Origin of the sequence: Dyella psychrodurans (genome assembly GCF_003363265.1) — a bacterium.
GTDB classification, from domain to species: domain Bacteria; phylum Pseudomonadota; class Gammaproteobacteria; order Xanthomonadales; family Rhodanobacteraceae; genus Dyella_B; species Dyella_B psychrodurans.
Genome location: NZ_QRBF01000007.1, coordinates 43,970 through 70,189, shown reverse-complemented (window position 1 = coordinate 70,189; position 26,220 = coordinate 43,970). Strand labels below are relative to the sequence as shown.

Below are 26,220 nucleotides of genomic sequence, written 5' to 3'. Positions count from 1 at the left end.
TGCAGTTCAACTTAATGCCCGGCGTCCGCCGCGTGCATGACCGAGATCCTCCATTAGATCGCTCACCATGAAACGAATCTTGTTTGTCTGCGTAGAGAACTCCAACCGGAGTCAAATGGCGGAAGCCTTTGCTCACATGTATGGTGGCGATAAGGTTGAAGCGCTTAGTGCCGGCTCGGCTCCTTCCGGGCAGATCAACCCCAAGGCGATTCGCTTCATGTCGGAAGTCGGCTATGACTTAAGCAAGCACGCATCCAAGTCCCTCGACACTATCAACGGCGAATTCGATGCTGTCGTCACGATGGGATGTGGGGACAGTTGTCCTTGGGTGCCGGCAAAACGTCGCGAAGATTGGGCGTTGCCCGACCCCAAGCACTTGGACGACATCGGCTATCGGACTGTGCGGGACGAGATCGCCGGGCGTGTGAAGAAGCTTTTGGAGAGCCTGTGACGTCGCTTGTTTCCAAATTGATGGCTGAATTCCTGGGTACGGCGCTTTTGCTGGCAACCGTGGTCGGCTCCGGGATCATGGGTGTCAATCTCTCGGCAGGAAACGCAGGCATAGCCTTGCTAGCCAACGCAGCGGCTACCAGTGGTGTTCTCTATGTCTTGATTACTTTGTTTGCACCCATTTCCGGGGCCCATTTCAATCCTGCGGTCACGCTTGTCATGCGCATGCGTGGAGAGCTCGGCACCGTGCAAGCCATTGCCTATATCGCCACTCAGATCGGCGCTGCCTGTGCAGGTGTCATTCTGGCCCACGCCATGTTTGAGCTACCGCTGATTCAACCTGGCGTGCACATGCGCAGTGGTGGCGCTCAATGGTTGAGTGAGGGGCTGGCCACGTTCGGGTTGGTTCTGACCATCCTGATAGGCGCTCGCCATCGTCCTGGTGCGATGCCGGCGCTGGTGGCGAGCTACATCTTTGCAGCCTACTGGTTCACGGCCAGTACTTCGTTCGCCAATCCCGCCGTGACGATGGCGCGATCGCTAACGCAGACCTTCGCGGGTATTCGCCAAGTCGACGTGGCGGGTTTCGTCATGGCTCAGATCGCGGGTGCCTTGCTGGCGAGTGTGATGGCAGGCTTCTTCGTGCCGCATAAACGAATTGCACCGAACTCACTGGTGTCTAGCAAGACAGACTAGCGCTGATGATGTACTAGGCGATTAACTCAAAAACGAACACGTTTCTCGCGCCTATGGAGGCTGCCCATGCACGCTGCTGATCTTGGCTCATGAGCTGCGGTCGGGCGAGCTGTTTTGGGAAACGATGAGTGCCTGAATAACAAAGGCGATACGTTCAACGCGCGCGCTGGGCCTGATTCGGCCTGAACGTTCGAGTTCGGCGAGCCCGTGAAGGGCTGCCCAAAAAGTCTCGGTCGCGACATCTACATCGACGCAGAACGGTGCCGCAACCGTCGCGAGAGTTTCGAAAGCGGTTCGCAGTTCCGGTCTGGTTTCAGCTTCGGCGAACCGCAGATTCGTCGGGAGGACAAACATGGCCTCGTAGAGTGCAGGGCGGCGGAACGCAAAGTCGAGATAGGCCATGGCGACATTCTCGAGGGCGTGTCGTTGTCCGGTCGATCCGCGCGCCGCTTCCCGAAGAGCTACGGTGATCTCCTGGAAACCCTCGACTGCAACGGCTGCAACAATCGCATCCCTGTTCTCGAAATGGGAATAGAGGACTGGCTGGCTATATTCGATTTCTTGGGCCAGACGGCGGATTGTCACGGCGTTCCATCCTTCGCGCTCCGCGACCGCGCGCGCCGCCGCGACAATGCGGGACTCGCGCTCCGCCCGGTGCCTGCCTTTCCGTTCGGCGATGCTCAACCTTCGATCTCCCAGGTCCAGATGGCCTACATGCCTCGGAATGATACCAAGGCTTGACAATCTAGCAATGCTAGATATTATTGCGTCAATATCATACGAAACATAGGGCATGGCTATGCATTGGCTTGCGATCGGGCTGGCGCTGTTCGTGGCTGTCGCGATTATCGTGATCGGCACCGTATATCTTTTGAACCCCATGGCCGCGACACGCAGTTTCGGCCTGCCGCTTCCAGAAGTCGGCGCCAACATCCCTTGGTGGCTTCGCCTCAAGGGGGTGCGCGATATTGCGTCGGGATTGGCCGTACTGGCGTTGATGGCCTGGGACGCCCCCCGCGGGGTCGGCATCATCCTGCTGGCGGAAGCCTTCATCCCTGTCGGCGACATGCTGCTCGTTCTCGCAGCGAAAGGCTCCACCCGAAGCGCCTTGGGTATGCACGGCGTTACGGCCGTGGTGATGGTCTTAACGGCCATTCCCTTGATCATGGGAGTGCGCTGAGATGGTCCACACTCTTTCGATCTGGCTCCTCGTTGCCGGTTTCTTTGGCGCAGGCCTCGTCAACGCGATCGGGACACCCGCGACGCAAAGGGATTTCGCCCGGTGGGGTTACCCGCGCTGGTGGGGCCGTTTCACGGGTGGACTGGAAATGATGAGCGCCGTTCTGATTGCGCTTCCTGTCAGTCGCATTGCCGGCTTAGCGCTTGGGGCGGTCATCATTGCGGCTGCGGTGCTGACCGTTCTACGCCACCGCGAATTTACACACCTTGTGCCGCTTGGCGTCTTTGTCGCAGTGATTGCGCTCGTAGAGTTCACGTCTTGAGGGGGCGGCATGGTAAGAACCATGAGAGGGCGTCGTCCCTCGGGCGCGTCGCGCCATTAAGCAGGAACGTACGTCAACCTGATCACGTCCTCGACGATTAAATCGCTGGCCACGAGGCGAAGCCGCGGCCGAGAGCCCGCGAAAAATGGCTTGCCGCGACCAAGCACGACGGGGCGGATGTAGAGCCGATACTCATCGATGAGACCAAGGTCGGTCAGGCTTCGCGCCAGGTCCGGTCCGGCGATTGCGATCTCCCCGGCGAGCTTGGCCTTCAGCCCCCGTATCACCGCCTCGATGTCATCGGCGACAAGGGTGGCGTTCGGGCCGACTGATTTCAGCGAGCGCGACACGACCCACTTCGGCTGGCTCCGCCATATCGCCGCGTACTCGTGGTCCCCCGCATCCCAATCTGGATGGTCTTCGTCCCAATAACGCATGACCTCGTACATGCGGCGACCGTGCACCATGCCCGTCAGGTCGCGCGCGTGCTCTAGGAAATGACGAGCGAGCGAAGGATCAGGCGGTCCCAGTTCCAAGTGGTCGACGTAGCCATCCAGGGACACGTTCAATTCGAATACAAACTTCGCCATGGAAAATCTCCGCGCCAGAGTCTTAAGGATAGTAAGTGCGAGTGCCTTGGAACCGGTCTATTCACTACGACGAACGGCGAAACGGGAACTCGACAAGGTTCCCAGGAAAAATTTCTCTTATTTCGTATAGATCATGGTGGTCTATCACGGCGCCGATGCCCTGTTAAACGGTAAGCCACGCACAATAAAGGTTCGGCGGTGATACCGTTCGCTTCTAACAACTCGTTCAAGGCGGATGTCTTCGACACCGCTTAACTCAAGCGCAAGAGGGCGGCGGGAATGATCTTCATGGTGTTCTTTTATCTGGCCTTCGCCGTGCTCATGTTTCTTCCGCTTCTTGGCACATGGTTCATGGTCCGGTGTATGCCTGATCCCCAGAGATCACTCATCCTTGTCACTGCCGCCACGCTTCTACTTACACCGTCGTGGGGGCCGGCAACTATCACTGTCGTCCTTGTCCCGTTTGGGTTCTTGTTCATTGTTACGCTATTCACGTGGTCTTGGAGTGAGCTTGCGGGGTGGGTGAGCCTGTTTCCGCTCTGGCATGCAATAGCCTTTTCGGCTACAGCTTTGATTTCTTACTTTGTGATTCGCAAGCTGCCCTCCAACAAATCGTTCACGGCGAATGCCTCCGGTGCCGCTTAACTTGGGCGTTAGGCCTCATGAGACTTAGCACGATCGCGAAGCTACTTTCCGGAGAACTCTCTCCAGCAGAATGCTCCGCCCAAATGTCCAGTGAGTTGGAAGAGCATATTCTCGGCCTCCGCAAGCTTGGTGGAACAGCTCCCGTCCAGGTCGATGAGGATGTCGACATAGTGCTCAATAGAGCCGGCTTGCGAGTTCTATGTCTGGCTTTTGCTTCAGGGAAGCTAACTACAAGTGAGTTGGCTTATATCGCTGACTTCATCCAGTTGTCCGAACGAGCTGAGTGCGCAAGCGAAGATATCGTTAGCGACCTTGCGCTTTGCACAGACCCGGAGATCAATGGGCCTATGACTGTTGCTCTTGCGCTCTATATTGCAGGTGCCGGGGCTTCAGCCTAACAATTCATTCAAGCGGACGCCTAACCGCGCGCAGCTAAATTCAGGCGTTAGATCTCGCGCAGGCCGCACGCTTCAGGAGCACTCATGTTTGACCACGTCCTATTCGGAGTCAGCGACTACGCAGCGAGCAAGGCGTTCTTCCTCAAGGCACTCGAACCGATCGGCATAGCCGTAGTCTCGGAGGGCCCGCTTGGCATCGAGCTTAGTGCAGACGGCAAGTCTTCATTGTGCATCTGCCAAACCGAGGAGAAGCCTGCGCATCTGCACCTGGCGTTCACGGCCGAGAATCGCCAGCAAGTGGAAGCTTTCTATCGCGCGGCCCTGGAAGCGGGTGCCAAAGACAACGGTGCGCCTGGTCTGCGCCCGAACTACAGCGGGAAATACTATGCGGCTTTCGTCATTGGTCCCGACGGGCACAACATCGAAGTGGTTTGCCACGAACCCGAGGTCTAACAACACATTCCAGCGGAGGCGCTGCGCGCACCGCCAAATTCAGGCGTCAGGGTGCACATGCCAATTTACACGTATGTCGTTTCCTACAAGGGATCCAGTCACGTGGCACAAGGGAGTCATAGCAATTTCAAAGGCTTCATTTCTACTTGGTGCTCCGATATTCCAGCCCATGCGCTCCCCGCACTAACACCATCGCTTCATCGTGAGCTCATTGGCAAAGCGTACAGCGGTGAGTTCTTGCCGGTTCCAAATATCAAGCATGTTTGGCGCAAGTCCATAGAGGTTGGCGGTAGTGAATGTACGGTCATTGCCGTGCAGACGCAGCCCTAACGAATCATTCAGGCGGGCGGGCTATCCGCGCGCCACTTAACTCAGGCGTTCGGTGCCCAAAGTGAAAGTCCACACTTTGACAAAGATTTTCAGCTCCCTATTAGGCGCGTGCATCGCCCTGCTAGGAGTGATCTGGGTCTTCATAGCAGTTTCGGGCGCAGTCAAAGCGGGCCCTGTTTCTGGTTATGCTGCTGGTGCTGGGTTCCTGTTGGTCGCAGCGCCACTTCTGGCATTTCCCTTTTCCGCCCGCATCGCCAAGTCATTACTTGTTCTTGCCATGTTCGCCCTTGCGTTCGGCATGCTATGGCTTGCGTTCCAACCTAGCCTGCCGATCAATCATCCGGCGCTTGTCCAAGCGGCTGCTATCGTGTTCGGTATAACGGTACTCGCGCGTGTTGGGCTGGCTCTGCGCCGCAAACGTTCGGCGTTGGGCTCCTAACTACTTGTTCAAAGCAGACGGCTTCGTCGTCACCTATCCGTCGATAACTCGATTGTCCCAAGCATCCCGAGTTGCCGGCCCAACCACCGTTGTATTGGGCGACAAGTGGTTCTGATGCGGCGCAAATTCCTAAGCTATTGATTTAGTAATTCCTCATGGAGCTTCGCGGGATTTGGTGAGTATCGAAGTTCGTGCAGGCGGGCGGATACCAAAGTTTGTGCAACATGCACAAGCTATGAGTTCCGTCCAACGCATGGTTGTACACCGATCATCGCCCTTTCTTGAACAGGTCCTGGAAGATCAGGGGGCCCCAGATCCCGTCCCGCGCCTGCACGAGCAGACCGCCTTCCGCGATCTTGCCGAGACTGACCGGCGCATAGCCGAGCCGCTCGACCAGGGCGGCAACCGTTGCGGTCGCGCTTTCATCGTCGCTCGACAGGAATACAACCCGTCGTCCGCCGTTGATGGCCGGGTCTTCCGCGAGAACGCGGGCAGGCAGATGGTTAAACGCTTTGACCAATGGCGCGCCGGGCAGGGCTCGGGCTATGACCGAAGAAGAGGGAATGCCGCCCAAATCGTCGAGACTGTTCGTCACGTCGATCACGATCTTGCCCTTCCAGCTTGCCCGTGCCTTCGCGACCTCTTGGTGCTGCTCGTACGGGACAGCCAGCATCAAGATGTCGGCTTCGAGCGCATCCTTCAAGGTCTTGGGAACGACCGCCGGGCCGATCGCGTTTGCCTGCGGCGCGAGCGCTTTAGGCGGACGCCTGCTTGCTACAGCCACGTCGATGCCCTTGCGGGCGAACATGCGGGCCAGCGCCTGGCCGACCGCGCCGAAACCTACAATTGCGTAGCTCATGTTGTCGTTCCGATCGGTGTTGAAGTGGGTTGCCCGGAGTACCAGGCACTCACACGTTTTTCGGCGCGATGTCAGATGGCCGAGAAGCCGCCGTCGACAGACAAGTCCACGCCATTTACGAAGCTCGAATCGTCTGAAGCGAGAAACACCGCGGCCGCCGCGATTTCCTCAGGACGCCCCATCTTTCCCCGCGGGATCAGGGATTCGAACATCTGCTTTGCCTCCTCGGTGAGAACCTGGTCCTGCATCGGTGTGGCGATCGGTCCCGGGCTCAGCACGTTCACCCGGATATTCCTGCCCTTCAGTTCGTTGAGCCACGTGCGTGCGAATGAGCGCAACGCCGCCTTGCTCGCCGCATACACGCCGTAACCGGGAAAACCTTTCACCGAAGCAACAGACCCGGTCATGAAGATCGATCCGCCATCGTTGAACAGCGGCAGCGCCTTCTGAACCGTAAACAGCGTGCCGCGCGTATTCAGGCCGAAGGCCGCATCGAAATGCTGCTCGGTAATCTCGCCGAGTGGGACGGCTTCGCCTATGCCGGCGCTCGCGTACAGAACGTCGATCCTGCCCTTTTCCCGCTTGACCGTATCGAACAGACGGTCGAGGTCGTCGAGATTGGCCGCGTCGCCGCGCACGCCAGTCACGTTCCGACCGATCAGCTTGACGGCCTCATCGAGTGCCTCCTGCCTCCGGCCCGTGATGAAAACGTAGGCACCTTCTTCGACGAACCGCTTGGCGCTCGCCAGCGCCATGCCGCTGGATCCGCCCGTGATGACCGCAACCTTACCTTCAAGCTTTCCCATGACTTTTCACCTTTCGTCGCGTCGGACAGCGGCTCTGTTCCCATGGGGACAAGGGCGCTGTATCTTGTGGATCACCGATCCAGATCCCAATTCAGGACATCCGGATCACTGATCCGAATATATGGATCAGTGATCCGTTTGTCAAGGCAACCCATGCGAGCCGACGCCAGAAAAAATTACAGCCACCTACTTGCAGTCGCGCGCGACGTCGTCGCGGAGGATGGTGTCGATGCGTCCATGCGAGATATCGCCCGCCGGGCCGACGTCGGGCTGGCCACACTGCTTCGTCATTTCCCGACGCGAGAAGCTTTGTTCGAAGCGTTGATGTGCAGAAATCTGGACGCACTGACGCACATGGCAGGCGAACTCGAAACGTCGAGTCCACCTGACGAAGCACTCGTGTCCTGGTTTCGCGAAGGGGTGGCGTTCGTCCAAAGCTATCGCGGCGTTGTCGACTTGATGGCGAGCGCCCACGCGGACCCGGATTCCGCGCTTTACGTTTCATGCGCGGCGGTGCACGCAGTGGGCGCGCGACTACTGCTCCGCGCTCAAGCCGAGGGAACGGCACGCGCCGATATGAATGGGGACGACCTGTTCGCCCTGATGTCGGCGCTCGGCTGGCTCGCCGGCCAACCCGCATTCGCGCCACGGGCCGATCATCTCTTTCACGTCATCGCGAGCGCCATCCTGACAAACCCGTCGAGCAACGATGACAGGAACAATCTGTCACACCCCGATTAGGTATGCCGCGAAGAGGAAAGCTCAGGGCTCGGCTGTTGTGGGTCTCGGCAAGCCTTTTTGTCAGAGGGTGTAAGAAGTTCGTGTCACGACAGGGTTAAGTTGCTGCGACAGGGTTAAGTACAACTGCGACAAGGTCAGGCGTCGCCGATGGACAGAACTCCATAGTCAGTGTCTTTGACGACCCCGCGACACAGACTTTGCGTGCAATTGAGACCCAAAGTCTGTGCATATTCCTTCGGATCAACAAGCTACCTATCGGATGAGGTCGCGAATATTGTGCGACTGAGCGGCATGGTTTGTGCGGTCATCCAGCTCTGTCGGAATCCTTGGTTATGGGTGGGACACGGGGTTCGGCAGGTAATCGCCCGGCTTGAACTCCCTTCGCATTCGCTGGGTGGCGAAATCGACAAAGGCACGAAGTTTTGGCAGCGACTGGCTTCGGCTTGGATAGTAAAGGGAAAGACCGGGAACCTCTTCACAATAAGGTTCGAGCACGGTCTGCAGATCTCCACTTTCAAGATGCGACATCACGAGCGAATGCGGCAATTGGAAGAGCCCAACACCTCTCAGTGCTGAGCGAATGCACGCCTCGACGTCGTTGATCACGAGAGGCCCGTCGACCCCCACCATGATGCGTTCACCATCGACGACAAATTGCCAATGATCGAGGGCTCGCACGGACTGACGTAGCAGGATGCAACGGAAATTCTGCAGATCATGCGGAGACGCCGGCCGTCCATGCTTCCGAAACAACGCCGGCGAGCCAACGACGACGAAGCGCTCGGGTGGCGTCAGCCACACCGCGACCATGTCGATCTGGACGAAATTTCCAAGACGTATCCCCGCGTCGAAACCTTCTTCGACGATGTCGATCGGACGATCCTCGCCCACCAGTTCGAGTTCAACGTTTGGGTGAGTGTCGAGAAAGTCGGGCAGCAGGCGATTCACGAGCAGCGGCAAAGTTGGCCTGGGCACATTGATGCGCAGTCGGCCGGTAATCTCGCCACCCAGACCACTCGCGGCGTCCAACCCTGCCGTGAGCATGTCGACTGCCGGGCGCGCGTGGGCAAGCAGGCGTTCGCCCGCTTCGGTCAGCCTGACGCTTCGTGTCGTACGCGAGAAGAGGGGCGCGCCAACCCGTTCTTCCAGACTGCGTATCGCCTGGCTGACCGCGGACGGTGTGATTCCGAGGTGCCGGGCCGCAGCACGGAAGCCTCGGCATTCCGCCACGGTCAAAAATATGACAAGCCCATCCAGATGTGTCCGCGTGATTGTTAAGTTCATCTACACAGCCCGTTCCGAATATGCCTCGTATTCGAATAATAACGCTGGGGGTACCGTAGGCCATCGAACTAATGAAGGAGAACGCACGTGTTTTTAGTTATGGGCGTTACGGGAAAAGTCGGCGGCGCAACGGCAACTCATTTGCTGACGCAAGGCAAGAAGGTACGCGCGCTGGTTCGCGACCGCGCGAAGGCGGCAAGCTGGACTGACCAAGGCGTCGAGCTGGTTGAAGGCGACTGGAACGATGCGGCCTCCATCGAGCGGGCGCTCAAGGACGTCGATGGCGCGTTTGTCATGCTGCCTCCCATCTGGGCCCCCTCGCCGGATTTCAGGGAAGCCAAGGGCGTCATCGCGAACTATGTCGAGGCGCTCACCAAGGCGCCGGTGCCGCGGGTCGTCGCGCTTTCGTCGATGGGCGCGAACAGAGCCAGCGGGATGGGACTGATCACGGCTCTCTCGCTTCTGGAACACGGTTTTCGCGACCTGAAATTGCCGATCGCATATGCGCGCGCCGGCGGGTTTTTCGAAAACTTCCTTTACGGCTTGCACACCGCCCAGGGCGGCACGCTGCCCGTCTTCTACAACCCGACAAATCGGAAATCGACCATGGTCGCGACCAACGACATCGGCTCCGAGATCGCAACGCTTCTGAGCGGACCGGCTTGGTCGGGGCATCGCATCATCGAACTCGGTTCAATGGTGAGCGCAGATGAAGTCGCGGCGCAATTAGGCGAAGTGATGAAGCTCGACGTTAAAGCCGTTGCCGTCCCGCGGGCGGGATGGCCGGGCGCATTTGAGCAGTTCGGCATTCCGAAGGGCGGATCTGGCCCGGCCGAAGCCATGTATGACGCCGTCAACGCAGGAGGGATGGACCTCGGGATCGAGGGTACAGAGCACCTCCCCGGCGCGACGTCCGCTCGCGATGTTTTTGCGGCGGCCCAGAAGGCCACTGCGGCGTAGGTCCGCGGATCCGCCATCGATGCGAATTTCAGATCTACCCTGAAATTCGCATTCCACCGGCAGCAAACTCATCATCCATGGTTAGACAAATGTCCAAAATCTCCTGGCGCCAAGTATTACCCTTCGCTCTTGCCGCTTTCTTCGTCGTGGGTTCACTCAGCAACATCTTCGCCCCGGGATCTATCTACGAGGAATACCTGAAATGGGGGTACCCGCGCTGGTTCCATTTCGTAACCGGATCGCTGGAACTCACCGCTGCCATCCTGCTTTTTCGGACGCCGAATCGCCTGTTAGGTTCGGCGCTCGGCTGCGCTGTCATGTTTGCCGCTCTCGCGACCGTCATCATCCACGGCGAATACGGGCACGCCGTGCCGCCACTCGTCGTGGCGACATTGTCACTCGTGGTCGGCTGGACGAGTTGGCGCAAGAGGCTGGCGTCACCAGCCATTGATCAGTACAAGCGGCACGCTGGCATATAGATCATGGTGGTCTTCAACCGATTTGCCCGAGACGTCGCACCTTCCATCCAAAGCTTATCGGGCCGGCGGCCGCTCAATGCGGCGTTCGGCCTCATGGGGCGCCGCTTTGGAACATCGTTGATCCACTTCGGATCATTTCAGTAGAGCGAACGAGGCATGGCGAATACGGTGTTCCCTAATGCCGCGCCAGGCGAAAGGAAGAGCACATGTCTACATTATCCAAGTACGCAAGCTGGGCAAAGGCGTTCTATTGGCCACGAAACTCGCTATTTTTTGCATCCATCGTCGGACTCTCACAGCCCATCCTTGCATTTGAACAAACCGACATCCCCATGACGCCGGCAAAATGGCAAGCGAAGGGAGATGTGTCGTTTCAACATGATCAAGCCAAGCGGGATATCCTCGTCGTCAACAAAGGTTATGCAGAGCTGAAGAACACTGACTTCAGCAATGGCACGATTGAATTCGACACAAAATTCGTGGGAGAACGAATTACCGGCATCACCTTTCGTCAACACGATGACGCAGCAGATGCATTGTATTTTCGACCAAGCGCGGACTGTGCTGTCTCGGAGGAATGCATCCAGTACATGCCTACGGCGCATCATGTGTTCGAATGGGACTTGTATGGGCAGTATCAAACGCATGCACCCATTAACCTCGAAGGTTGGAACCACATAAAGCTCGTTCTCTCCGGAGCACGCATGAATGTTTTCATCAACGGTGCGCACGCGCCAACGCTGGCCGTCGGAACATTGGTCGGCGGCTTCCCCGACGGCTCGATCAGATTGCACGGACCAGCATCCTACGCACACCTGAGCATCGCTCCCAATGTCGTTGATGGCTTGCCTGCGGTGGCGTCCAACGACCCAGCGAAGGATGATCTCCGATACGTGCGCGATTGGCTTGCTTCGAAGCCGTACGTCATGCCCAGCCGCATGGACGCCACGCTTCAGGAAAATACGGGCATCGATCCCGTTTATTCGTCTCTGCCAAAACAGACGGCGTCGTGGAAGCCCATCGCGCTCGACCAGGGTGGCCTGGTCAATTTAACGCGATGGTACGGCGATGCGCAGACCGGGCAGGCCATCACCGGCATTTGGTTGAAGACCACGATCACCGCTGACCACGACCAGATAAAGCACGTAGACATTGGGTGGACCCGAGAAGTCTGGGTCTTCGTGAACGGGAAGCTGGCATTCCAAAGCAAGAATCTCTATGGCATCAAGGGTGCGAGCAAAGAGCCGGGCGGGCGACTGTCCCTTACCAATGGATCGTTCGACTTGGCGCTGCAAAAGGGCGCAAATCAAGTTGTCGTGGCCATCGACGATAACTTCGGCGGCGGCCTGCAGCATTGGGGATGGGGTGTGGAGATGCGGTTGGCAGATACCCATGGCATTCGCCAGATTGGCGGTGCCGTCGCGAAAGCAAGCGCTCCAAGTGCACTTTGAAAGCATAAGGAGCGAACGTTTTCACGATGTCTGTGCGATTGATCCATGCAAGTGGATGGCGCCCACGATAATTACGTGTCGCTTGGCGTGCGCAAACTTAGAAATGATTTTAGGTGTTCGCGAGCTATTCCGACGAGTCGTGCGTCTTCAAGAGAGGGAAGCTCCATGCGAGCAGAGTTGCGCCGATCAATGAATTCCGGCCTGGATCGTCGTGAGCGAACGGAATTCAAGGCTTCGCAACTTCGGCCGATTTGAATCGGCCGGCATCGCGTGCAGCTCCGTTATTCCATGGAATGATCACCGCGCGGATGCAGGTGAGGTTCACGATGGGCTCGCTGCCCATGGCAAGCGAATTAGTGAAGCCGATCAGCCTTGGATCATCAACGTTCAAAGCGTCGATCACCAACAGCGACATCTCTTTGGCAGGCCTGCGAATGGTTGAGGTTTGATCCGCGACACAATCCGCCGTCGCGCTGAATCTATTCGCCGCAGGCAGCGATCAATGCCACGGCACGCTCGATGTCGTTCTGCGTCGTGGGCGCGCCGACAGACAAACGCAGCGCACCCACGGTAGCGGCATGCCCCACGCAGCTCCGGAACGACTCGATGCTGAAATTGCTTTCGAGTTTGTCGAAGCAGCGCTCCACGCCTATGGCATCGAATCCGAATGCCTTTTCGGCCGCTCCGGGATTGCAGAAGCAACCACCCCGAATGGCAACGCCATGCTCGCGCGCCAGCCACTCGACACGCTCGTAGGGCAAGACGCAACCGTCATTCTGCAGTACGTTGAAGGCGACGACACCGCCCCGCTGCTCCATATCCTGAGGGCCATACAGACGCGCCAGCGGCGCTCCATTACGGTGTCGCAGCGTCGCTGCTAGCGCCAGGAAATGCTGCGTATGGGACTGGATATGGGCACGCAGGCTCGGGCGCGGCATGCGGGCGAGAAAGGCGAATCCGGATTCGATTGCGGCGAGGTCGAGAAAGTTGGATGTTCCGTCCTCGAATCCCTCGTGGCCCGTGCTGAGGGCGTGCCGCCCATGCGCGACGGACACGAACTCCACAGTTCCGCCTGAAAACCACGGCCTCCGAAGGCAGGCCAAGGCCGACTTTTTCGCTATCAATGCGCCGACACCGGTCGGCAAACCGAATAGCTTGTAGAACGAACACACGACGAACTCTGCGGAATGCTCCCTCAGGCTGAGTGCGCCGCATGGGCCGGCTGCTGCCGCATCGACCAGGACATCGCATCCGAGCGCCCTGGCCTCCTCGATGAGTGACAGGTCGTGGCGCACTCCGGAAAAGTTGGATTGCTGCGGAAATGCGAACAAGCCCCCGCCCTGTCGCTCGACGCTCGCCCGCAGGCTTGCAGATCCGCGATCGAGCCGGAGTTCCGTATCCAGCGGCAGCACGCTGATGGGCGCCTGTGCGCGCCTGGCAAACTCCCGAATGCCGTTGACAGAATTGTGGTTGTCGGCGGAGAGAATGAGTCCGCGGCGCGACGAAAATCGGTAGCTCTCGGCGACGAGCTTGATGGCTGCCGTCGCGTTGGCGGTGAAGCAGACATCGTAGATGTCCGGATCGGCATCGAAGAAGTCGAGCGTCGCAGCACAGGCGGCCGTGCGCGCGGCAACGCTATTGCGTGACGCCAGATGCTCCGAATGGGGATTGCCGAAAATCCCGTGCACCAATCGTTCACCATGCGCTCGTGCCTGCGACGCCCCGTAGAGCGCGCTCGCCGCGTAATCGAGATAGGCAATGCCGGCGGTATCGAGGCGCGCGAATTCGCTGGCGCGAAGGGCGGCGAAGTCGAATGCATCGGCCGCATCGGTGGGTTCCATGGCGCGCGTTAGCATCCGCGCCTCCGCAAGCCGCGCGCGGTCTGCGCCGCACCCGCAACCTCGCCTTCCTGCTCTCCTCCGATCCGGGGAGAGCCGCCGAAGTAGTGGCTCAATTCCGCAATCTGTGCACGTTCCGCAGGCGAGCCATTCGCCGGCAGCAGCGGACTCATGACCTCCTCGCGCCAGTCGGCAAGGCCACCCGGCACGAACACCGCATGGGTCACGCCGAGCGCGCGCAGCATGACCCAGGCCTGGCCGGCATGCGCCCCTTCCTGCGAGTAAAGGACGATGGTCTGGTCGGGGGCGAAGCGCGACCTCGCTAACTGGTCGATCGGCAAGTTCTCCGCCGTCGGGATGGCGTCGTCGTGAAACTCGGCCGGCGATCGCACGTCGATGACGCGAAGTCCCGGCCGGCGATCGCGTATCCACTCCGCAAGCTGGCGCGCACTGACATGGTCGGAGCCCTCGTCGATCGCACGGGCGATCGAATCCAGATCAAGCCCTCGTTGCTGCGTGCGAGAGGGGCCACCTACGAAAGGTGCCGCCAGGCCCAATGCGAGCGCACCGAAGCCCAACCGCCGCATAAGTCTCATCGTGCAGCCTCCCGCTTCGCGATCCATGCCAACATCGAAACGGCGACCACCGTGACCAGTGCGACTACGACCCCGTAAGGTAGGCCGGTGAGGTGTTGGAGTGTCAGCGGGCCGTGTGGCGTCGAGCGGTAGAAAGATTCGATCGCGGGGAAGGCCAAGCCGACGAGCAGCACGCCAGCGAACAGCCCGAGCATCGTCGCCGCACCTTCGATGCGGCCGCTGGCCAGCGCCACGCAGGACGTGCCCGGGCACAAGCCGCTCAGCACGAAGCCGAGTCCGAACACCAGACCGCCGACGAGTTGCGGTAGCAGATACGTTTCGGGCACGTAGAACGTACTGGGATCAAGCATGCCCAGTCGCCCGCCCCAGAAGACACCGAGCATCGCGGTCAGCATCGCGCTCAGCATCACCTTGAGGACGGTGAAATCCCGCAGGTAGAACTGGCCGGCAAGCTTCGGTGGATCGCCCAAGCCGGCGCACTCGAGTGCGCAGCCGAACGCCATGCCGATGCCTCCCGCGATCAGCAGATCGTTCATGGCCAGAGCCTGCGCACGAGCGGTGCGGCAAGGAAGCCGGCGAGGAACAGCGCCACCATGAAGATCCAGGCGCCGACACTCAGCATCGCACCGCCACTCAATGCGAGGCCGCTGGTGCAGCCGCGCGCCAGTGCTGCTCCGACGCCCATCAACATGCCACCTGCGAGGCCAGCGAGCAGCCTGCCGCCGGACGGACGAACGGCGCGGACGAAGGTCAGTCGTGTTCGTCCTGCCAGAGCAGCCGATGCGGCGGCGCCGACCAGCACACCCATGATTTCGACGACAAGCCAGGCGGTCCATGGCGAACCGTCCTGGAGATAGCTCCGGAAGTAGGCGCTGTGCACGGCAGTTTCCGGCGAGACTGCCGCGATGACACCACTCGCCACGCTCGCAAATGCGCCGGACGCTCCCAGCCCCTGCCCGGTCAACGCGAAGCAAACGAGCAGCACCAGGCCCAGGCACACGCCGGTCGCATGGGGTTCGGCATAGGGACGGAGGGCGCGCATCGTCAGAGCTCGACCGGTAGATCGCGCATCGTCCAGTCTTCGAATGAACCGTCGTACAGCACGGCATCGATCCCCACGGCACGCGCCGCGAACAGCACCGCCGTCGCCTGCTGGCCGATGTGGCAATAGGCGATCACCCGATCGCCCGGCTTGACGCCGGCGTTGCGGAACAAGGCCAGCAGTTCGGCCGGCTTCTTCAGGGTCAGATCGTCATTGGTGATGCTGCTGAAGGGCAGGCTGTGCGCACCGGGAATATGGCCGCGTCGGAGGTGGCCATCCGCGCCGCTTTCTTCGAGTCCGTCGTAATACATCGTGGCACGCGCATCGATGAGCACGTAACCCGGTTGCCGGACGTGCGCGCGCACGAACGCGGCATCGACGATGGTCGGCTGAAGGTTGAAGGGCGCCAGCGTTCCCGATTGCGTAGCTGCGGTGGCCCGGTCGGTCAGGGTGCGGCCCTCGCGGCGCCACTTCGGCATACCGCCGTCGAGCAGGCTGGCATGCGCTCCCAGTCCGGCCGATTGCAGCGTGAACACTATCCGCGTCGACTCGGAGACCTGATCGTTTCCGAAGTACACCACGACGCGGGAGCCGTCGGAGATGCCGAGGCTCTGCAGTCGCTGGCGCAATTCCGGCGCCGTCGGCATTTCCAGCGAAAGCTCGCCCGATGTGGCGGCGACGTCGGCAAGACGGACGAAGCGCGCGCCGGGAATGTGCGCGGACTTGTACTCCGACTCTTCGCCGACCTGCAGCAGCACGAGGTTCGGGTCGTGCAGGTGGCTTTCCAGCCACGCTGTGGATACCCATGGCTCGGCTTGCGCTGTGGCCTGCGCAGCGGTTTGCGCATGCGCGCGGTACGGCAGGGTCGCGAATCCGATGAGGATCGCAAACGTAACGGCAGACTTCGCCAGAATCTTGATCTGCATGACCTCTCCCGATGTCGTGTGTGCGACAGATATAGGGCATGCAGGAGTGCAGCGGCATGGGCATGCGACGGAACCGGCCGGCGATGCGATGAAACGGTCCAGGCGCGGATGGTTCGTGTGCGCGATTGCGTGTGCTTTGCTAACGTGTCACGCATGGAATTGCCCGACGACGACTTGCATGCCCGACTGCCGCGAGGCGTGCTGTCGGACCTCGGCAGCTGGACGCTCTACCAGAACTTCCGCACCTTCACGTGGCCCTGGTTGCTGCGCCGGGGAATCGTGTTGTGGCCGCTGGCGGTCCTTGCCGGTTGCACCTATGCCACCTGGCATGCGTCGGGCATGGGTGCATGGGAGGACTGGCCTGGATTGGCACTCAGGGCTTGCATCGCATCGCTGATTGCGGTCTCGGCCGGCCCCTTGCTCGCCACGTTGATTCGGCATCGGCGTTTTCCGTCCGCCGTGGAGCGCGTGCTGGTGATCCTGGCGATCTTGCTCGGGCTCTGGATCGGGGTCGTCGCCCTGGACTGGGCGAGCGCCTATCACGCCCATCTCATGCAGGCCTATTCCGGGCGTCCCATGCAAACCAGTCTGTTCGGACAGGCTGTTTCAAATTTTCTCGCCACCACCATCGATGCATCCGTCTTTGTCCTGATACTCGCAGGTGGCGGCTTCGCAGCGATCTACTATCTCGGCGAGCGGCGACGCGTCGCGCAGTTCGCAGCCGGCCGTCAGATCGAAAACCTGCGCGTGGAGCGAAACGCAGCCGACATGCGACTGGCCATCCTGCAGGCACAGGTCGAACCGCATTTCCTCTTCAATACGTTAGCGTCGGTGCGATCACTGATCGCCAGCGAACCCGAGCGCGCAGCGAGAACCATCGACGCGCTTGCGGCGTATCTGCGTATCGCGTTGCCGCGCATCCGCACAACAGGCATCGAGGAAGCCACGCTCGGTCGCCAGATCGATCTCTGCCTGGGCTATCTCGAGATCATGAATGTCCGTACGGCTGGTCGCATCGAGGTTCACGTCGACGCGAGTGACGAGGTCCGGGCTCTGCCGTTCCCCCCATTGATCCTGCTGACGCTGGTGGAGAACGCGATGACCCACGGCATCGAGCCGAAACCCGGCCCCGGCATGATCGCGATCATCGCCGGCACCGCCGATGATTTCCTGAGCGTGAGTGTCGAGGACGATGGCCTGGGATTGCAGCCCGGCACCGCGCCTGGTTTGGGTCTCGCGAATGTTCGCGCCCAGCTCCGCGATCGTTTCGGAACAGGCGCGCGCTTCGACATCACATCACGTGCCGGAGGCGGCGTGAGCGCACGCATCCATATTCCGCTCACGTTCCCATGACCGCACCCATCACAGCCCTCATCGCCGAAGACGAAGAACCGCAGCGAACGGAGCTGCGCAGCATGCTGGCAACCTTGTGGCCGGAACTGATCGTCGTCGCGGAATGCGAGAATGGCATCAGCGCGCTCGACGCGTGGACATCGAAGAAACCGGACGTTGCCTTCCTTGACATCCGTATGCCAGGACTTGGTGGCCTCGAGGTAGCGCGGCAGGCTGAAAGTCCAGCCCAGGTCGTCTTCATCACCGCTTATGACGAATTCGCAGTGAAGGCCTTCGACGCAGGCGCCATCGACTACCTGCTGAAACCGATCCGCACCGATCGACTCACCGAAACGGTGGCACGTCTGCGCAGCCGCCAGCCCGCAACGCAAGTCGATCTGACGGCGTTGATCGACAGCCTTGCCGATCGGTTGACGCGAACGGAGACGATCACCTGGATAACCGCCAGCATCGGCGATACCGTCCGGATGATCTCCATCGAAGATGTCGTTCTTTTCCAGTCCGAGGAAAAGTACACCCGCGTAGCCACCGCCACCGATTCCGCATTCATCCGGACGTCGCTGAAGGATCTGATGTTCAAGCTCGATCCGGAAGTCTTCTGGAGGGTTCACCGCAACGCCATCGTTCGCGTGTCGGCGATCCGGCAGGTCAAGCCGGATGGAGATGGTCGCTTGCTGGTCTGGCTTCACGGCATTGCCGAGCCGCTTCGCGTCAGCGATGCGTACCGCCATCGTTTCCGCGCCATGTGATGTGGCGTACAGCTTTCGACCCGAAGCGGACGTTACTCAATGCTTAAGAGCCGAAGAGATTGGAAAATCCACAATGACAGTGACCTTGCAGCCTTTGCTTTTAGCTTTCTTGCTGACGATTGGCGTTTGCGGAACACACGCGCAGGACGTGAAGCCGCTCCCTTCGCAGGACAGGCTCATCTCGTCGATCGACTTGTCGCAGTCTCTAGGTGCTAAATCAAGCTGGCGTTTCATGGCTTTGCAAGGCCCCGATACTACCGATCCCGTGATGATGGAACCCTTGCCAGGAAAAATTCGGCTCTGCGTCACCCGCGATGGTGGGGCATCGTGTTATCCCGGTCTTGATCATCTCTTGCGCTTGGCTTCGGGAGACGACTCGTATTCCGATCCGCGCTATTTGATCGAAGCCCGGATTGTGCGTCCGCGTGCCGACCGGTCGCTTCTCCTCATGCAGGTCGCCAGTCAACACTCAGTCGACGGCGATCAGCGTCTGGCAACCGTGGTGCTGGCCTATGACCAGGTGCAAGAAAGCTTCACTCCCGTTTACGAAAAGCAGATAAACAAGAACAACAATCAGGAAATCCGCTATATCGCTGATGCGAGCACGAACCCACTTTGTTTGACGCTGATCCATACGTTTTTGCCCCCTGAGTGTGATCGCTCCGCCTCGGAGGGCGTTGCTCACGACTATAGGCAGGGCCTCAAATCGTATGGCAGCGACGTGCGCCAAACCGGTAGATGGATGCGACGAGCCGTTATCCGGTTGCCTGTGCCATTTAGGTTGGATTTTTCGCCGGGCTTCGTCCGTCGAGAGCAAGACGCAATGCTCCTCCGTAAGTTCGACTGACGCGCAGAGGTGTGCCATCGCGTAGGCGAAGCATGCAGTCTTTGTTAGGAAGCGCGCGCATTTCGACGATCCGATCCACGCAGACGATTGTCGAGCGGTGGATGCGGAGGAACTTGGAGGGGTCCAGTCGCGTGACGAGCCGATGCAGAGGTTCTCTCATCAAGTATTCTTGATCACCCACGTGCAGGCTCACATAGTCACCGGTCGCCTCGATCCAGTCCACTTTCTCGGCTAGCACGATGGCCACGCGATGCCCGATACGCACGACAAAGCGCGCCGCATAAGGAGCGCTGCCCGGCAGGATAAGTGACCCGGTATAACCCCATAGTGTGTGCAAAGGGACAAGGCTAACCTACTGCCTTCAATGCAGATCCGAGGAAGCGTCCGACGAGCTCCGGCAGCATCGGCTCGACGGGGAGCGTGTAGTGGGTGGTGTTCGGAAAGATTGCGAGCTCGTTTGCGGGCCGCAGGGAGCCATCGATTCCGGCATCGCGCTGGCCGCCTCCCAACGCCTTCCAGAACTCGACCATGTGTTCGGGCCGAATAGCGTCAGCGTCGGCAAAGACCAGCAGTGTGCGTGCCTGAAGCTTGGCGACGTCGGCGCTCCAGTCGAAGGGGCGTTTGGTCAGGTCACCGACCTTCCTGAAGAGGTTGGTCCAATCGACATTGGGATAGGTCTGCCCTAACGGTGATGCCTTGACGCCAGGGCCGAGCGTGGCAGCGTTGGCCTCCAACTGTTTGAAGGCCGTTACCACCTCCGGATAAAAGCCGTCCTGCCTCATTGCCGCGGACACGAGCACGAGCCGGTCGACCACGTCCGGATGGCGGATAGCGGTCTGCAGCGCGACGCTGGAGCCCAGCGAGTAGCCCATGACGTCGGCCTTGCCGAGGTTCAGATGGCCGATCAGGGCGGCTATGTCGTCGCCCATCGTTTCACTGCGCAGTGGCCTGTCAGTGTCTGGCGTGCGCCCATGTGCCTGGAGATGGACGGCGATCACCTGCCGGCCCTTGGCCAGTTCGGCCAGATTGCTCCCGAAGCTGTCAGGGTCGATGCCACCGTGGAGAAGAATGAGCGGCTTGCCGGCGCCATGCACGCTGTAAAAGAGATGCTGGCCATTGACGTCAGCAAAATGCTCGTTCGACATGGCGAGAGTCTTCTTGGCTTGAACGGGAAGGACCGAAGTCAGCACTGCGGTCGCCATGGCAGTCTTCAGGAAATCGCGTCTGAGCATATCGTCCTCACGCGGCGCCGAATGGGCCAGCACGGCCAGTGATCGTGTGTTTCATCGCCATCCTTTCCATGCGCCGGTCGACGCGGTGCGGTCACGATCTGCCTGCGAGCAACTCATCCAGTTGCGCGAACTGTTCGGGCAGGCCTTCCGCCGAACCGGCGAGGGCTTCTTCGAGGGCTGCTTCTGTGGGGTAAAGTTCGTGAAAGGTGACCAGCGTCTTGCCGGCATTTTCTTCGAAGGTCACCGTGGTCACGGCGCCCTGATCGCTATCTTCGTTCGTCCATACGAGACGCTTGTGCGGCGTTACTTCTCTGTACGTGCCGAAGAACGCGATCGGTTGATCGAAGGCCGGATGGCTGAACACGAGGCGATACGTGCCCCCGGTGCGAATATCCATATCGCACGAGAGCAGCGACATGCCCACCGACTTCGGAACCCACCAACGCGTGAACAATTCAGGTTTGCTCCACGCTTCGAAGACGATGCGCGCGGGGGCATTGAACGTTCGCGTCACGACGAGTTCGCGGTCGGACTTGCGCTGCACAACGGTGCGGTTCATGGCGGCGAAACTACTTTCTTTTGCTTCTGGCATTTGCCTTCTCCTTGCGGTTCAAGTCCTCGACAATCTCGTCCAGCGCGTCGAAACGCGCGCTCCAGAGTTGGCGGTGCTGCTCGATCCAGGCGGCCTCTTCTTCCAGCCGGCGTCGTCCGAGCTTGCAGGTTCGTACGCGCCCGACCTTCTCCGTAATCACGAGCCCCGCCTGCTCCAAGATGCTGACGTGCTTCTTCATGCCCGTGAGGGTCATGTGAAACCTTTGGGCAAGGTCGGTGATGGAGGCGTCTGACCCCCCGAGCTGCTCCAGCACGCCGCGTCGGGTGACATCGGAGAGCGCGGCGAACGTTGTGTCGAGTCGGGTTTGATAGTGAACCATATGGTTCACTGTATGGCGCACAAGGGTGATTTGCAAGCGGATGACTCCACGCGCGCAAATCGCACGTAGCTCCTCTACCGCTCCGAACCAAACTGCGCATGCCGAGCGTGGGTAAAGCTCCGACCGGCGGCTTTATGGCGGCCAGGTCAAGACGTCGGATGACTCCTCAGGGTCGTGAGCGGCCCATTCCGGCTCACCATCACACCTGAACTCGGTGTCTGTGAAGCCGGCAGTAGCTCAGCAGCTCATGCTGATGCCGGAAGATGTGTTTTCCGAAGTTCATCCATAAATTCTGCGCGCAGTTCAGGCCCACCTTCTTTCAAGGTGCGAGCCAGACCCTGCAACTTGGAAGTGGGCAAATACTCGTCTCCCCATGCAGCCATTTCCAACAGAAGAGGAACCAGCGCGATGCCTTTCTCCGTAAGGCTGTAAATCGCTTTCTGTTTATGGGTCGGGTCATCGGACTTGGTAATGATCCCTTGTTCGACAAGCTTTCGAAGTCGGTCGGCAAGGATATTCGATGCGATTCCCTCCAAAGATTGGGTCAGGAGTTCGCGGAAATGCCTTCGGTTAACGAAAACGATGTCGCGGATGACGAGCAACGTCCATTGATCGCCAAGCACTTCGACCGTTTGGTTGATGACGCATTCGGATCTATGACTCGTGCGCACGCTGCTTCCAACTTGAATGGACATTCCAGCCCCATTCTACGACTTTAAAACCAGTTGCATAATATAACCAGTTGTATCAGTGTACTGGTTGTTATGAGCGAGATCCGTCCGGCTGGCGCTCGCCTGTAACGCTGCGTTGTCAGGAACCTGGGGGCTGGGACTGAAACTTCGTGGGAGGCAAAAATATGAACATGTTCAAGCAGCTACGCAATCTCTGGATGCCGTGCGCTACGATTTTTGCTCTGACTTGCTTTGGCAATGCCTTCGCTCAGGTGAGCTACCAAGTGACCGATCTGGGCGTTCCGAAGAATGACAATTATTCGATGATCATGTCCGTCAACGATGAGGGCTGGTCGGAGATCATGGCTGGGAACTTTCTGCCGGGGCAGGGGGATTCGTTATCCGGGGTACCTCTAAACGGACGCGCACTGATAAACGTCGACGGATACTACGTCGATCTCGGCACGCTTGGCGGACCGAACAGCTGGATGAACTTTGGCGAGATCAACGACTTCGCACAGGTAGTGGGTGATTCCGAAACGGCTGTCCCAGACCCGAACGGCGAAGACATTTGCGGATTCGGCACTCACCTTACGTGTCTTCCGTTTCTTTGGCAGCCCTTCCATATGAGCGCCCTCCCAACACTAGGCGGAAATAACGGGGAGGCGAGCGCGATTAATAACCTTGGACAAATCGTTGGCATGGCAGAAAACGGTGCCGTGGACCCCTCATGTCAGGCGGGGACCGTCAATAATCGGGTTCAATTGCCGGTGTTGTGGGAAAACGGCAACGCCCACGCTCTGCCTACGGTAGATCATGATCCAGACGGGTTCGCATTTTGGATCAACAATCGCGGTCAGGCCGTCGGCTACTCGGGAAACTGCAGCGGGCCCATTCACGGGATATTGTGGGAAAACCGCACTGCGTCTGCGCTTGCGGACCTCGGAACCGGCGGCTTCGCTGAGAACATCAACGACGAAGGCCAAATTGTTGGAACCGTCGGTAGTGCTGACGGAACTACCCAAACTGGCGCGATTTGGCAGATTGTCAAAGGCACAGGCACCACCAAACTCACCACAGTGCTCGGACTGCTGCCCGGAGATGCCGCGGGCCTAGCTTTCGGCAACAACAACCAGGGCCAGGTAGTGGGGGGTGAGTGGAACGCCAACTTCTTCTGGTCTCATGCCTTCATCTGGCAGAACGGCGTGATGACCGACCTCAACACGCTGTTCCCTGCCAGTTCCAACCTGTTCGCGACCTTCGCCGCCAAGATCAACAACCGCGGACAAATCGGAGGCATGGCCATCGTATGCAGCGGGCCGCACCAGGGCGAGATGCACGCCTTTCTAGCAACCCCTGTGAAGCAAAGCGCGGGTGAATCGATTGCACAGGCCGCGCCTAATTGCCTGCAATCCAATTTCCCCGGAGCGGACGCTGTCAATCGACTTTTGAAGAAATCCGGATCCGGCCGCCAATTCGTGCGTTAACGAGCGTTTTCGAAGCGTCATTGAACCGCACTCAAACAACGTGGACGCATGCAGTCAGCGAGAGAGGTGGCGCTGACTGCATGCGTGAGTTGGAGCTCGTTGTTTCGGCAAGCTTTGTATGAAGTCGTCAATCATGCGATCGAAGAGACGCTTCTCCAAAGTCTGTACGTTTTAGCACCCCATAGTTTGTGCATATAACCCCCTGCCGATACAGACTATGGCGTCTATTAAGACGCATAGTCTGTACGTGTTCTTTTGGCTCAATGAGTTACGCATTGTGCAAATTTGCAAAAGTGACTCGATATAACCCCATAGTATGTTCAATGGAACGACACTAAAGCCGGTCTAGTGGGCTGGTCGTATCACGGACGGACTGCTCAACATGGGTATAGATCATCGTGGTCTTCAGGCTCCGATGACCTAGTAGCAGCTGGATGGTCCGTATATCCGTTCCATCGGCCAACAGGTGGGTCCAAACGAATGCCGAAGGGTGTGTACGCTCGCGTGCTTGCGGACCTCAGCAAGGCCCAGTGCGGTTCGGAAGGCACGTTGAACCATAGTCTCGGACGCATGCCAGCGAAGTTGCCTCGCCGTTTCAGGGCAGGCGCGGACCGCTTTCGAGGGAAAGACGAACTGCCATGCAGGGCTACGAGAGGCCCGTGGGTACTTGCGATGGAGTGCTCCCGGCAAGGGCGTGTAGCCGCACCCCTGCAAGCAGTCTTGCTTGTGCAGCGCCAAGACTCGGATCACGTGCCTCTGCAGGGGCTCCCGAAGCTTGGAGGGCAGTAACGTTGTGCGATCCTTGCCGCCTTTGCCCGCGCGAACGGTGATCGTGCGTGCTCCAAAATCTATGTCCTTAATACGCAGTGTCATGGCCTCCGTAACCCGCAAGCCTGTGCCGTAAAGTAGCTCTGCAATAAGACGCGGGGTTCCAACCATGTGCAGAAGGATGGAGCGCACCTCCTCCATGCTCAAGACGACCGGTAACCGCTGCATCCGTTGGATGCGGCGCAAGCCGACTAATGACCCAATCGGTATGTCGAGTACGTCCCGATACAGAAAAAGCAAAGCATTGAACGCTTGGGATTGAGTGGACGCAGCTACTTGTTGCCGAGCCGCGAGATCATTGACGAAAGCGACGATGCCCGTCGGACCAACGTCAGAAGGATGTCTCTTCGCGTGAAAATAAATGTATCGGCGTATCCAGAACCGGTAAGCCTCTTCAGTACGGCGACTTAGGTGTCGCCGCCGACAGACAATGGATACCTGGTCCATCAGGCGAGGGGCGTTGGCGGATTCGGACACTAGTCCCCATGACGGTCGCTCCAGTGGGGTCAAAGACCTAGACACTAGCTGGAAAGCAGTCGTGGCCACGCCGTCTTTGCGGCAGATTGTTAGCCGGACGTCGAGTCGATAGAGTTGTGCGGAATCAGTCGTTTATCGGCCGCGTTCAGAAAGGCGGCAAGGATGTATAACCGGACGTCGTCGTCCGTCTATTAGGTAGTTAGTCATCAGCAGGGAGAGGTCTATGACATCGTTCCAATGGTTTTGCTTCGCATTAAGGGTCATCGGCGCCTGGAATTTTGTCATGGGTCTTGAGCACTTTCTCGCGGCCTTCAACGGAATGCGCGGCTATTACACGCCCGCATCAACTCAACCGTTTGGCTTTTTCCTACAAGGCTGTCTACACATCACCGTGGCGTTGGTTCTAATGCGCTTCGCTCCGTTCCTGGCTGTGTTTGCATATCCAAAGCCCACACCGTCAACGTCAGAGCAAAATCCAGACGCTACTGACGTCTAACAACTCGTTCAAGGCGGACGCCTCCGGCGCCGCTTAACTCAGGCGTTAGCCATTAAAAGCATGAACACTCCCGATCGTGACTTCTGCTTCAGAGCAATTGCCTACGTTAAGGCCACGCTCCCAATTGATGACGCGCCAGCCATGACCTTGGATCTTGCCAATAGTCCCGTCATGAAAAAGGTTGCGCCCTCGCTGGCGGCCGCCTATATCGTAGACACCGGCAATAGTTTTACTTACATCCAACACCGCCATCTATCAGCGGCCGGCATTACTTCGGAAGAACTTCATTCAAAAGCCATCTACAACCTTGCAGCCATGGCTCAGACAAAGGTCAAGGTTCAACCATATGGCAATATCTATGCAGTTCTAATGGGCGGCAACTTCGAAGCAAGTCTCGTTCTATTTGACGGCTTTTGGGTGCAGTCGTGTGCCCATCTGGCGCCCAATGGTTTTATTGCAGCGCTTCCAGCCAGAGACATCCTTGCCTTCACAGATGCCGCAAACGCTCAAGGCATTGAAGAACTACATCAACTATGTGCAAGGGTGGGTAGCACTAACGACCATCCCCTTACGACGCAACTTTATTCTTATGTTAGTGGTGTCTGGCAGCCATATGGCTAACAATTCATCCAAGCGGACGCGCGTACCGCGCGCCGCTTAACT

At 59.0% G+C, this 26,220-nt stretch carries 33 protein-coding genes and 1 pseudogene; 17 read left to right on the top strand and 17 right to left on the bottom strand.

Annotation, left to right across the window (positions count from 1 at the left end):
- The first annotated feature begins 67 nt into the window (after positions 1 to 67).
- Positions 68 to 451, top strand: coding sequence for an arsenate reductase ArsC (locus tag DWU99_RS17030; RefSeq protein WP_115479280.1), 384 nt, complete (start codon positions 68 to 70; stop codon positions 449 to 451).
- Positions 448 to 1,146, top strand: a complete 699-nt coding sequence (locus DWU99_RS17025) for an aquaporin (protein WP_199535842.1) — start codon at positions 448 to 450, stop codon at positions 1,144 to 1,146. Before DWU99_RS17030 ends, DWU99_RS17025 begins: the two co-directional genes overlap by 4 nt.
- 87 nt (positions 1,147 to 1,233) lie before the next feature.
- On the opposite strand, the gene DWU99_RS17020 is transcribed toward DWU99_RS17025, so the two are convergent.
- Positions 1,234 to 1,830 (bottom strand): TetR/AcrR family transcriptional regulator, encoded by a 597-nt coding sequence (locus DWU99_RS17020; protein WP_115479279.1) that lies wholly within the window; start codon positions 1,828 to 1,830, stop codon positions 1,234 to 1,236.
- Between the two features lie 115 nt (positions 1,831 to 1,945).
- Here DWU99_RS17020 and DWU99_RS17015 point away from each other — a divergent pair, with 115 nt between their 5' ends.
- A complete protein-coding gene (locus DWU99_RS17015; RefSeq protein ID WP_115479430.1) occupies positions 1,946 to 2,326 on the top strand; it encodes a DUF4267 domain-containing protein in 381 nt (126 codons plus the stop codon).
- 1 nt (position 2,327) lies between these two features.
- On the top strand, positions 2,328 to 2,648 hold the full coding sequence (locus DWU99_RS17010) for a DoxX family protein (RefSeq protein WP_115479278.1): 321 nt from the start codon (positions 2,328 to 2,330) through the stop codon (positions 2,646 to 2,648).
- 56 nt (positions 2,649 to 2,704) lie between these two features.
- Here DWU99_RS17010 and DWU99_RS17005 read toward each other — a convergent pair whose 3' ends face one another.
- Positions 2,705 to 3,238, bottom strand: coding sequence for a dihydrofolate reductase family protein (locus tag DWU99_RS17005; RefSeq protein ID WP_115479277.1), 534 nt, complete (start codon positions 3,236 to 3,238; stop codon positions 2,705 to 2,707).
- 728 nt (positions 3,239 to 3,966) lie between these two features.
- Here DWU99_RS17005 and DWU99_RS16995 point away from each other — a divergent pair.
- From DWU99_RS16995 to DWU99_RS16980, 3 genes are all read left to right on the top strand, one after another.
- A complete protein-coding gene (locus DWU99_RS16995; RefSeq protein WP_115479275.1) occupies positions 3,967 to 4,281 on the top strand; it encodes a hypothetical protein in 315 nt (104 codons plus the stop codon).
- An 84-nt stretch (positions 4,282 to 4,365) separates the two neighbouring features.
- Positions 4,366 to 4,734 carry a VOC family protein gene (locus DWU99_RS16990; protein WP_115479274.1) on the top strand — a complete coding sequence of 123 codons (369 nt, stop codon included), beginning with the start codon at positions 4,366 to 4,368 and terminating at the stop codon, positions 4,732 to 4,734.
- Positions 4,735 to 5,125: 391 nt separating this feature from the next.
- Positions 5,126 to 5,503 carry a hypothetical protein gene (locus tag DWU99_RS16980; protein ID WP_147292958.1) on the top strand — a complete coding sequence of 126 codons (378 nt, stop codon included), beginning with the start codon at positions 5,126 to 5,128 and terminating at the stop codon, positions 5,501 to 5,503.
- Between the two features lie 268 nt (positions 5,504 to 5,771).
- On the opposite strand, the gene DWU99_RS16975 is transcribed toward DWU99_RS16980, so the two are convergent.
- Together DWU99_RS16975 and DWU99_RS16970 are read right to left on the bottom strand one after the other, a co-directional pair.
- Positions 5,772 to 6,407 carry an NADPH-dependent F420 reductase gene (locus DWU99_RS16975; protein ID WP_267897544.1) on the bottom strand — a complete coding sequence of 212 codons (636 nt, stop codon included), beginning with the start codon at positions 6,405 to 6,407 and terminating at the stop codon, positions 5,772 to 5,774.
- A 26-nt stretch (positions 6,408 to 6,433) separates the two neighbouring features.
- Positions 6,434 to 7,168 carry an SDR family NAD(P)-dependent oxidoreductase gene (locus tag DWU99_RS16970; RefSeq protein WP_115479271.1) on the bottom strand — a complete coding sequence of 245 codons (735 nt, stop codon included), beginning with the start codon at positions 7,166 to 7,168 and terminating at the stop codon, positions 6,434 to 6,436.
- A 153-nt stretch (positions 7,169 to 7,321) separates the two neighbouring features.
- Here DWU99_RS16970 and DWU99_RS16965 point away from each other — a divergent pair, with 153 nt between their 5' ends.
- Complete coding sequence (locus DWU99_RS16965) at positions 7,322 to 7,909, top strand: TetR/AcrR family transcriptional regulator (protein WP_115479270.1); 588 nt, start codon at positions 7,322 to 7,324, stop codon at positions 7,907 to 7,909.
- Between the two features lie 330 nt (positions 7,910 to 8,239).
- Here the strand turns inward: DWU99_RS16965 and DWU99_RS16960 are convergent, their stop codons facing one another.
- Positions 8,240 to 9,193, bottom strand: a complete 954-nt coding sequence (locus tag DWU99_RS16960) for a LysR family transcriptional regulator (protein WP_199535841.1) — start codon at positions 9,191 to 9,193, stop codon at positions 8,240 to 8,242.
- 87 nt (positions 9,194 to 9,280) lie between these two features.
- Between DWU99_RS16960 and DWU99_RS16955 the strand changes: the two genes are divergently transcribed.
- The 3 genes from DWU99_RS16955 to DWU99_RS16945 all read left to right on the top strand — a co-directional run bounded on the left by DWU99_RS16955 (position 9,281) and on the right by DWU99_RS16945 (position 12,083).
- Positions 9,281 to 10,153 carry an NmrA family NAD(P)-binding protein gene (locus DWU99_RS16955; protein WP_115479269.1) on the top strand — a complete coding sequence of 291 codons (873 nt, stop codon included), beginning with the start codon at positions 9,281 to 9,283 and terminating at the stop codon, positions 10,151 to 10,153.
- A gap of 89 nt (positions 10,154 to 10,242) precedes the next feature.
- Positions 10,243 to 10,632, top strand: coding sequence for a DoxX family protein (locus DWU99_RS16950; protein ID WP_115479428.1), 390 nt, complete (start codon positions 10,243 to 10,245; stop codon positions 10,630 to 10,632).
- A 206-nt stretch (positions 10,633 to 10,838) separates the two neighbouring features.
- Entirely contained in the window at positions 10,839 to 12,083 is a 1,245-nt protein-coding gene (locus DWU99_RS16945; RefSeq protein ID WP_115479268.1) for a hypothetical protein, read from the top strand.
- A gap of 226 nt (positions 12,084 to 12,309) precedes the next feature.
- Here the strand turns inward: DWU99_RS16945 and DWU99_RS16940 are convergent, their stop codons facing one another.
- From DWU99_RS16940 to DWU99_RS16915, 6 genes are all read right to left on the bottom strand, one after another.
- Complete coding sequence (locus DWU99_RS16940) at positions 12,310 to 12,498, bottom strand: hypothetical protein (protein ID WP_115479267.1); 189 nt, start codon at positions 12,496 to 12,498, stop codon at positions 12,310 to 12,312.
- Positions 12,499 to 12,562: 64 nt separating this feature from the next.
- Positions 12,563 to 13,939: an aminotransferase class V-fold PLP-dependent enzyme gene (locus DWU99_RS16935; protein ID WP_115479266.1), complete on the bottom strand. Its 1,377-nt coding sequence runs from the start codon at positions 13,937 to 13,939 to the stop codon at positions 12,563 to 12,565.
- Entirely contained in the window at positions 13,933 to 14,517 is a 585-nt protein-coding gene (locus DWU99_RS16930; RefSeq protein ID WP_158543333.1) for a rhodanese-like domain-containing protein, read from the bottom strand. The genes DWU99_RS16935 and DWU99_RS16930 overlap by 7 nt, the downstream gene beginning before the upstream one ends.
- The gene (locus tag DWU99_RS16925; RefSeq protein ID WP_115479264.1) at positions 14,514 to 15,053 is read right to left on the bottom strand and encodes a YeeE/YedE thiosulfate transporter family protein; all 540 of its coding nucleotides are present in this window, start codon (positions 15,051 to 15,053) and stop codon (positions 14,514 to 14,516) included. The genes DWU99_RS16930 and DWU99_RS16925 overlap by 4 nt, the downstream gene beginning before the upstream one ends.
- Entirely contained in the window at positions 15,050 to 15,559 is a 510-nt protein-coding gene (locus DWU99_RS16920; RefSeq protein ID WP_115479263.1) for a YeeE/YedE thiosulfate transporter family protein, read from the bottom strand. The genes DWU99_RS16925 and DWU99_RS16920 overlap by 4 nt, the downstream gene beginning before the upstream one ends.
- Before the next feature lie 2 nt (positions 15,560 to 15,561).
- Complete coding sequence (locus DWU99_RS16915) at positions 15,562 to 16,485, bottom strand: sulfurtransferase (protein WP_115479262.1); 924 nt, start codon at positions 16,483 to 16,485, stop codon at positions 15,562 to 15,564.
- 153 nt (positions 16,486 to 16,638) lie between these two features.
- Here DWU99_RS16915 and DWU99_RS16910 point away from each other — a divergent pair, with 153 nt between their 5' ends.
- From DWU99_RS16910 to DWU99_RS20855, 3 genes are all read left to right on the top strand, one after another.
- Positions 16,639 to 17,838: a sensor histidine kinase gene (locus tag DWU99_RS16910; RefSeq protein ID WP_158543331.1), complete on the top strand. Its 1,200-nt coding sequence runs from the start codon at positions 16,639 to 16,641 to the stop codon at positions 17,836 to 17,838.
- Entirely contained in the window at positions 17,835 to 18,587 is a 753-nt protein-coding gene (locus tag DWU99_RS16905) for a LytR/AlgR family response regulator transcription factor (RefSeq protein ID WP_115479261.1), read from the top strand. Before DWU99_RS16910 ends, DWU99_RS16905 begins: the two co-directional genes overlap by 4 nt.
- A 73-nt stretch (positions 18,588 to 18,660) precedes the next feature.
- Positions 18,661 to 19,434: a hypothetical protein gene (locus tag DWU99_RS20855; RefSeq protein WP_147292957.1), complete on the top strand. Its 774-nt coding sequence runs from the start codon at positions 18,661 to 18,663 to the stop codon at positions 19,432 to 19,434.
- Here DWU99_RS20855 and DWU99_RS21245 read toward each other — a convergent pair.
- The 5 genes from DWU99_RS21245 to DWU99_RS16875 form a co-directional block, all read right to left on the bottom strand.
- A complete protein-coding gene (locus DWU99_RS21245) occupies positions 19,364 to 19,627 on the bottom strand; it encodes a LytTR family DNA-binding domain-containing protein (protein ID WP_233511204.1) in 264 nt (87 codons plus the stop codon). The two genes, DWU99_RS20855 and DWU99_RS21245, sit on opposite strands and share 71 nt — an antisense overlap.
- Before the next feature lie 154 nt (positions 19,628 to 19,781).
- Positions 19,782 to 20,699 (bottom strand): alpha/beta fold hydrolase, encoded by a 918-nt coding sequence (locus tag DWU99_RS16890; RefSeq protein WP_233511196.1) that lies wholly within the window; start codon positions 20,697 to 20,699, stop codon positions 19,782 to 19,784.
- 58 nt (positions 20,700 to 20,757) lie between these two features.
- Positions 20,758 to 21,225 (bottom strand): SRPBCC family protein, encoded by a 468-nt coding sequence (locus DWU99_RS16885; RefSeq protein ID WP_199535852.1) that lies wholly within the window; start codon positions 21,223 to 21,225, stop codon positions 20,758 to 20,760.
- A 10-nt stretch (positions 21,226 to 21,235) separates the two neighbouring features.
- Positions 21,236 to 21,634, bottom strand: a complete 399-nt coding sequence (locus DWU99_RS16880) for an ArsR/SmtB family transcription factor (RefSeq protein WP_199535840.1) — start codon at positions 21,632 to 21,634, stop codon at positions 21,236 to 21,238.
- A 209-nt stretch (positions 21,635 to 21,843) separates the two neighbouring features.
- Positions 21,844 to 22,293, bottom strand: coding sequence for a winged helix-turn-helix transcriptional regulator (locus DWU99_RS16875; RefSeq protein WP_199535839.1), 450 nt, complete (start codon positions 22,291 to 22,293; stop codon positions 21,844 to 21,846).
- A 161-nt stretch (positions 22,294 to 22,454) separates the two neighbouring features.
- On the opposite strand from DWU99_RS16875, the gene DWU99_RS16870 reads away from it, so the two are divergent.
- Entirely contained in the window at positions 22,455 to 23,756 is a 1,302-nt protein-coding gene (locus DWU99_RS16870) for a hypothetical protein (protein WP_115479256.1), read from the top strand.
- Positions 23,757 to 24,090: 334 nt separating this feature from the next.
- Here DWU99_RS16870 and DWU99_RS16865 read toward each other — a convergent pair.
- Positions 24,091 to 25,031, bottom strand: a pseudogene (locus DWU99_RS16865) (integron integrase).
- A 253-nt stretch (positions 25,032 to 25,284) separates the two neighbouring features.
- Here DWU99_RS16865 and DWU99_RS16860 point away from each other — a divergent pair.
- Both DWU99_RS16860 and DWU99_RS16855 read left to right on the top strand, forming a co-directional pair.
- On the top strand, positions 25,285 to 25,557 hold the full coding sequence (locus DWU99_RS16860) for a hypothetical protein (RefSeq protein ID WP_115479255.1): 273 nt from the start codon (positions 25,285 to 25,287) through the stop codon (positions 25,555 to 25,557).
- Positions 25,558 to 25,617: 60 nt separating this feature from the next.
- The gene (locus DWU99_RS16855; protein ID WP_115479254.1) at positions 25,618 to 26,178 is read left to right on the top strand and encodes a DUF1444 family protein; all 561 of its coding nucleotides are present in this window, start codon (positions 25,618 to 25,620) and stop codon (positions 26,176 to 26,178) included.
- Positions 26,179 to 26,220: the final 42 nt, after the last annotated feature.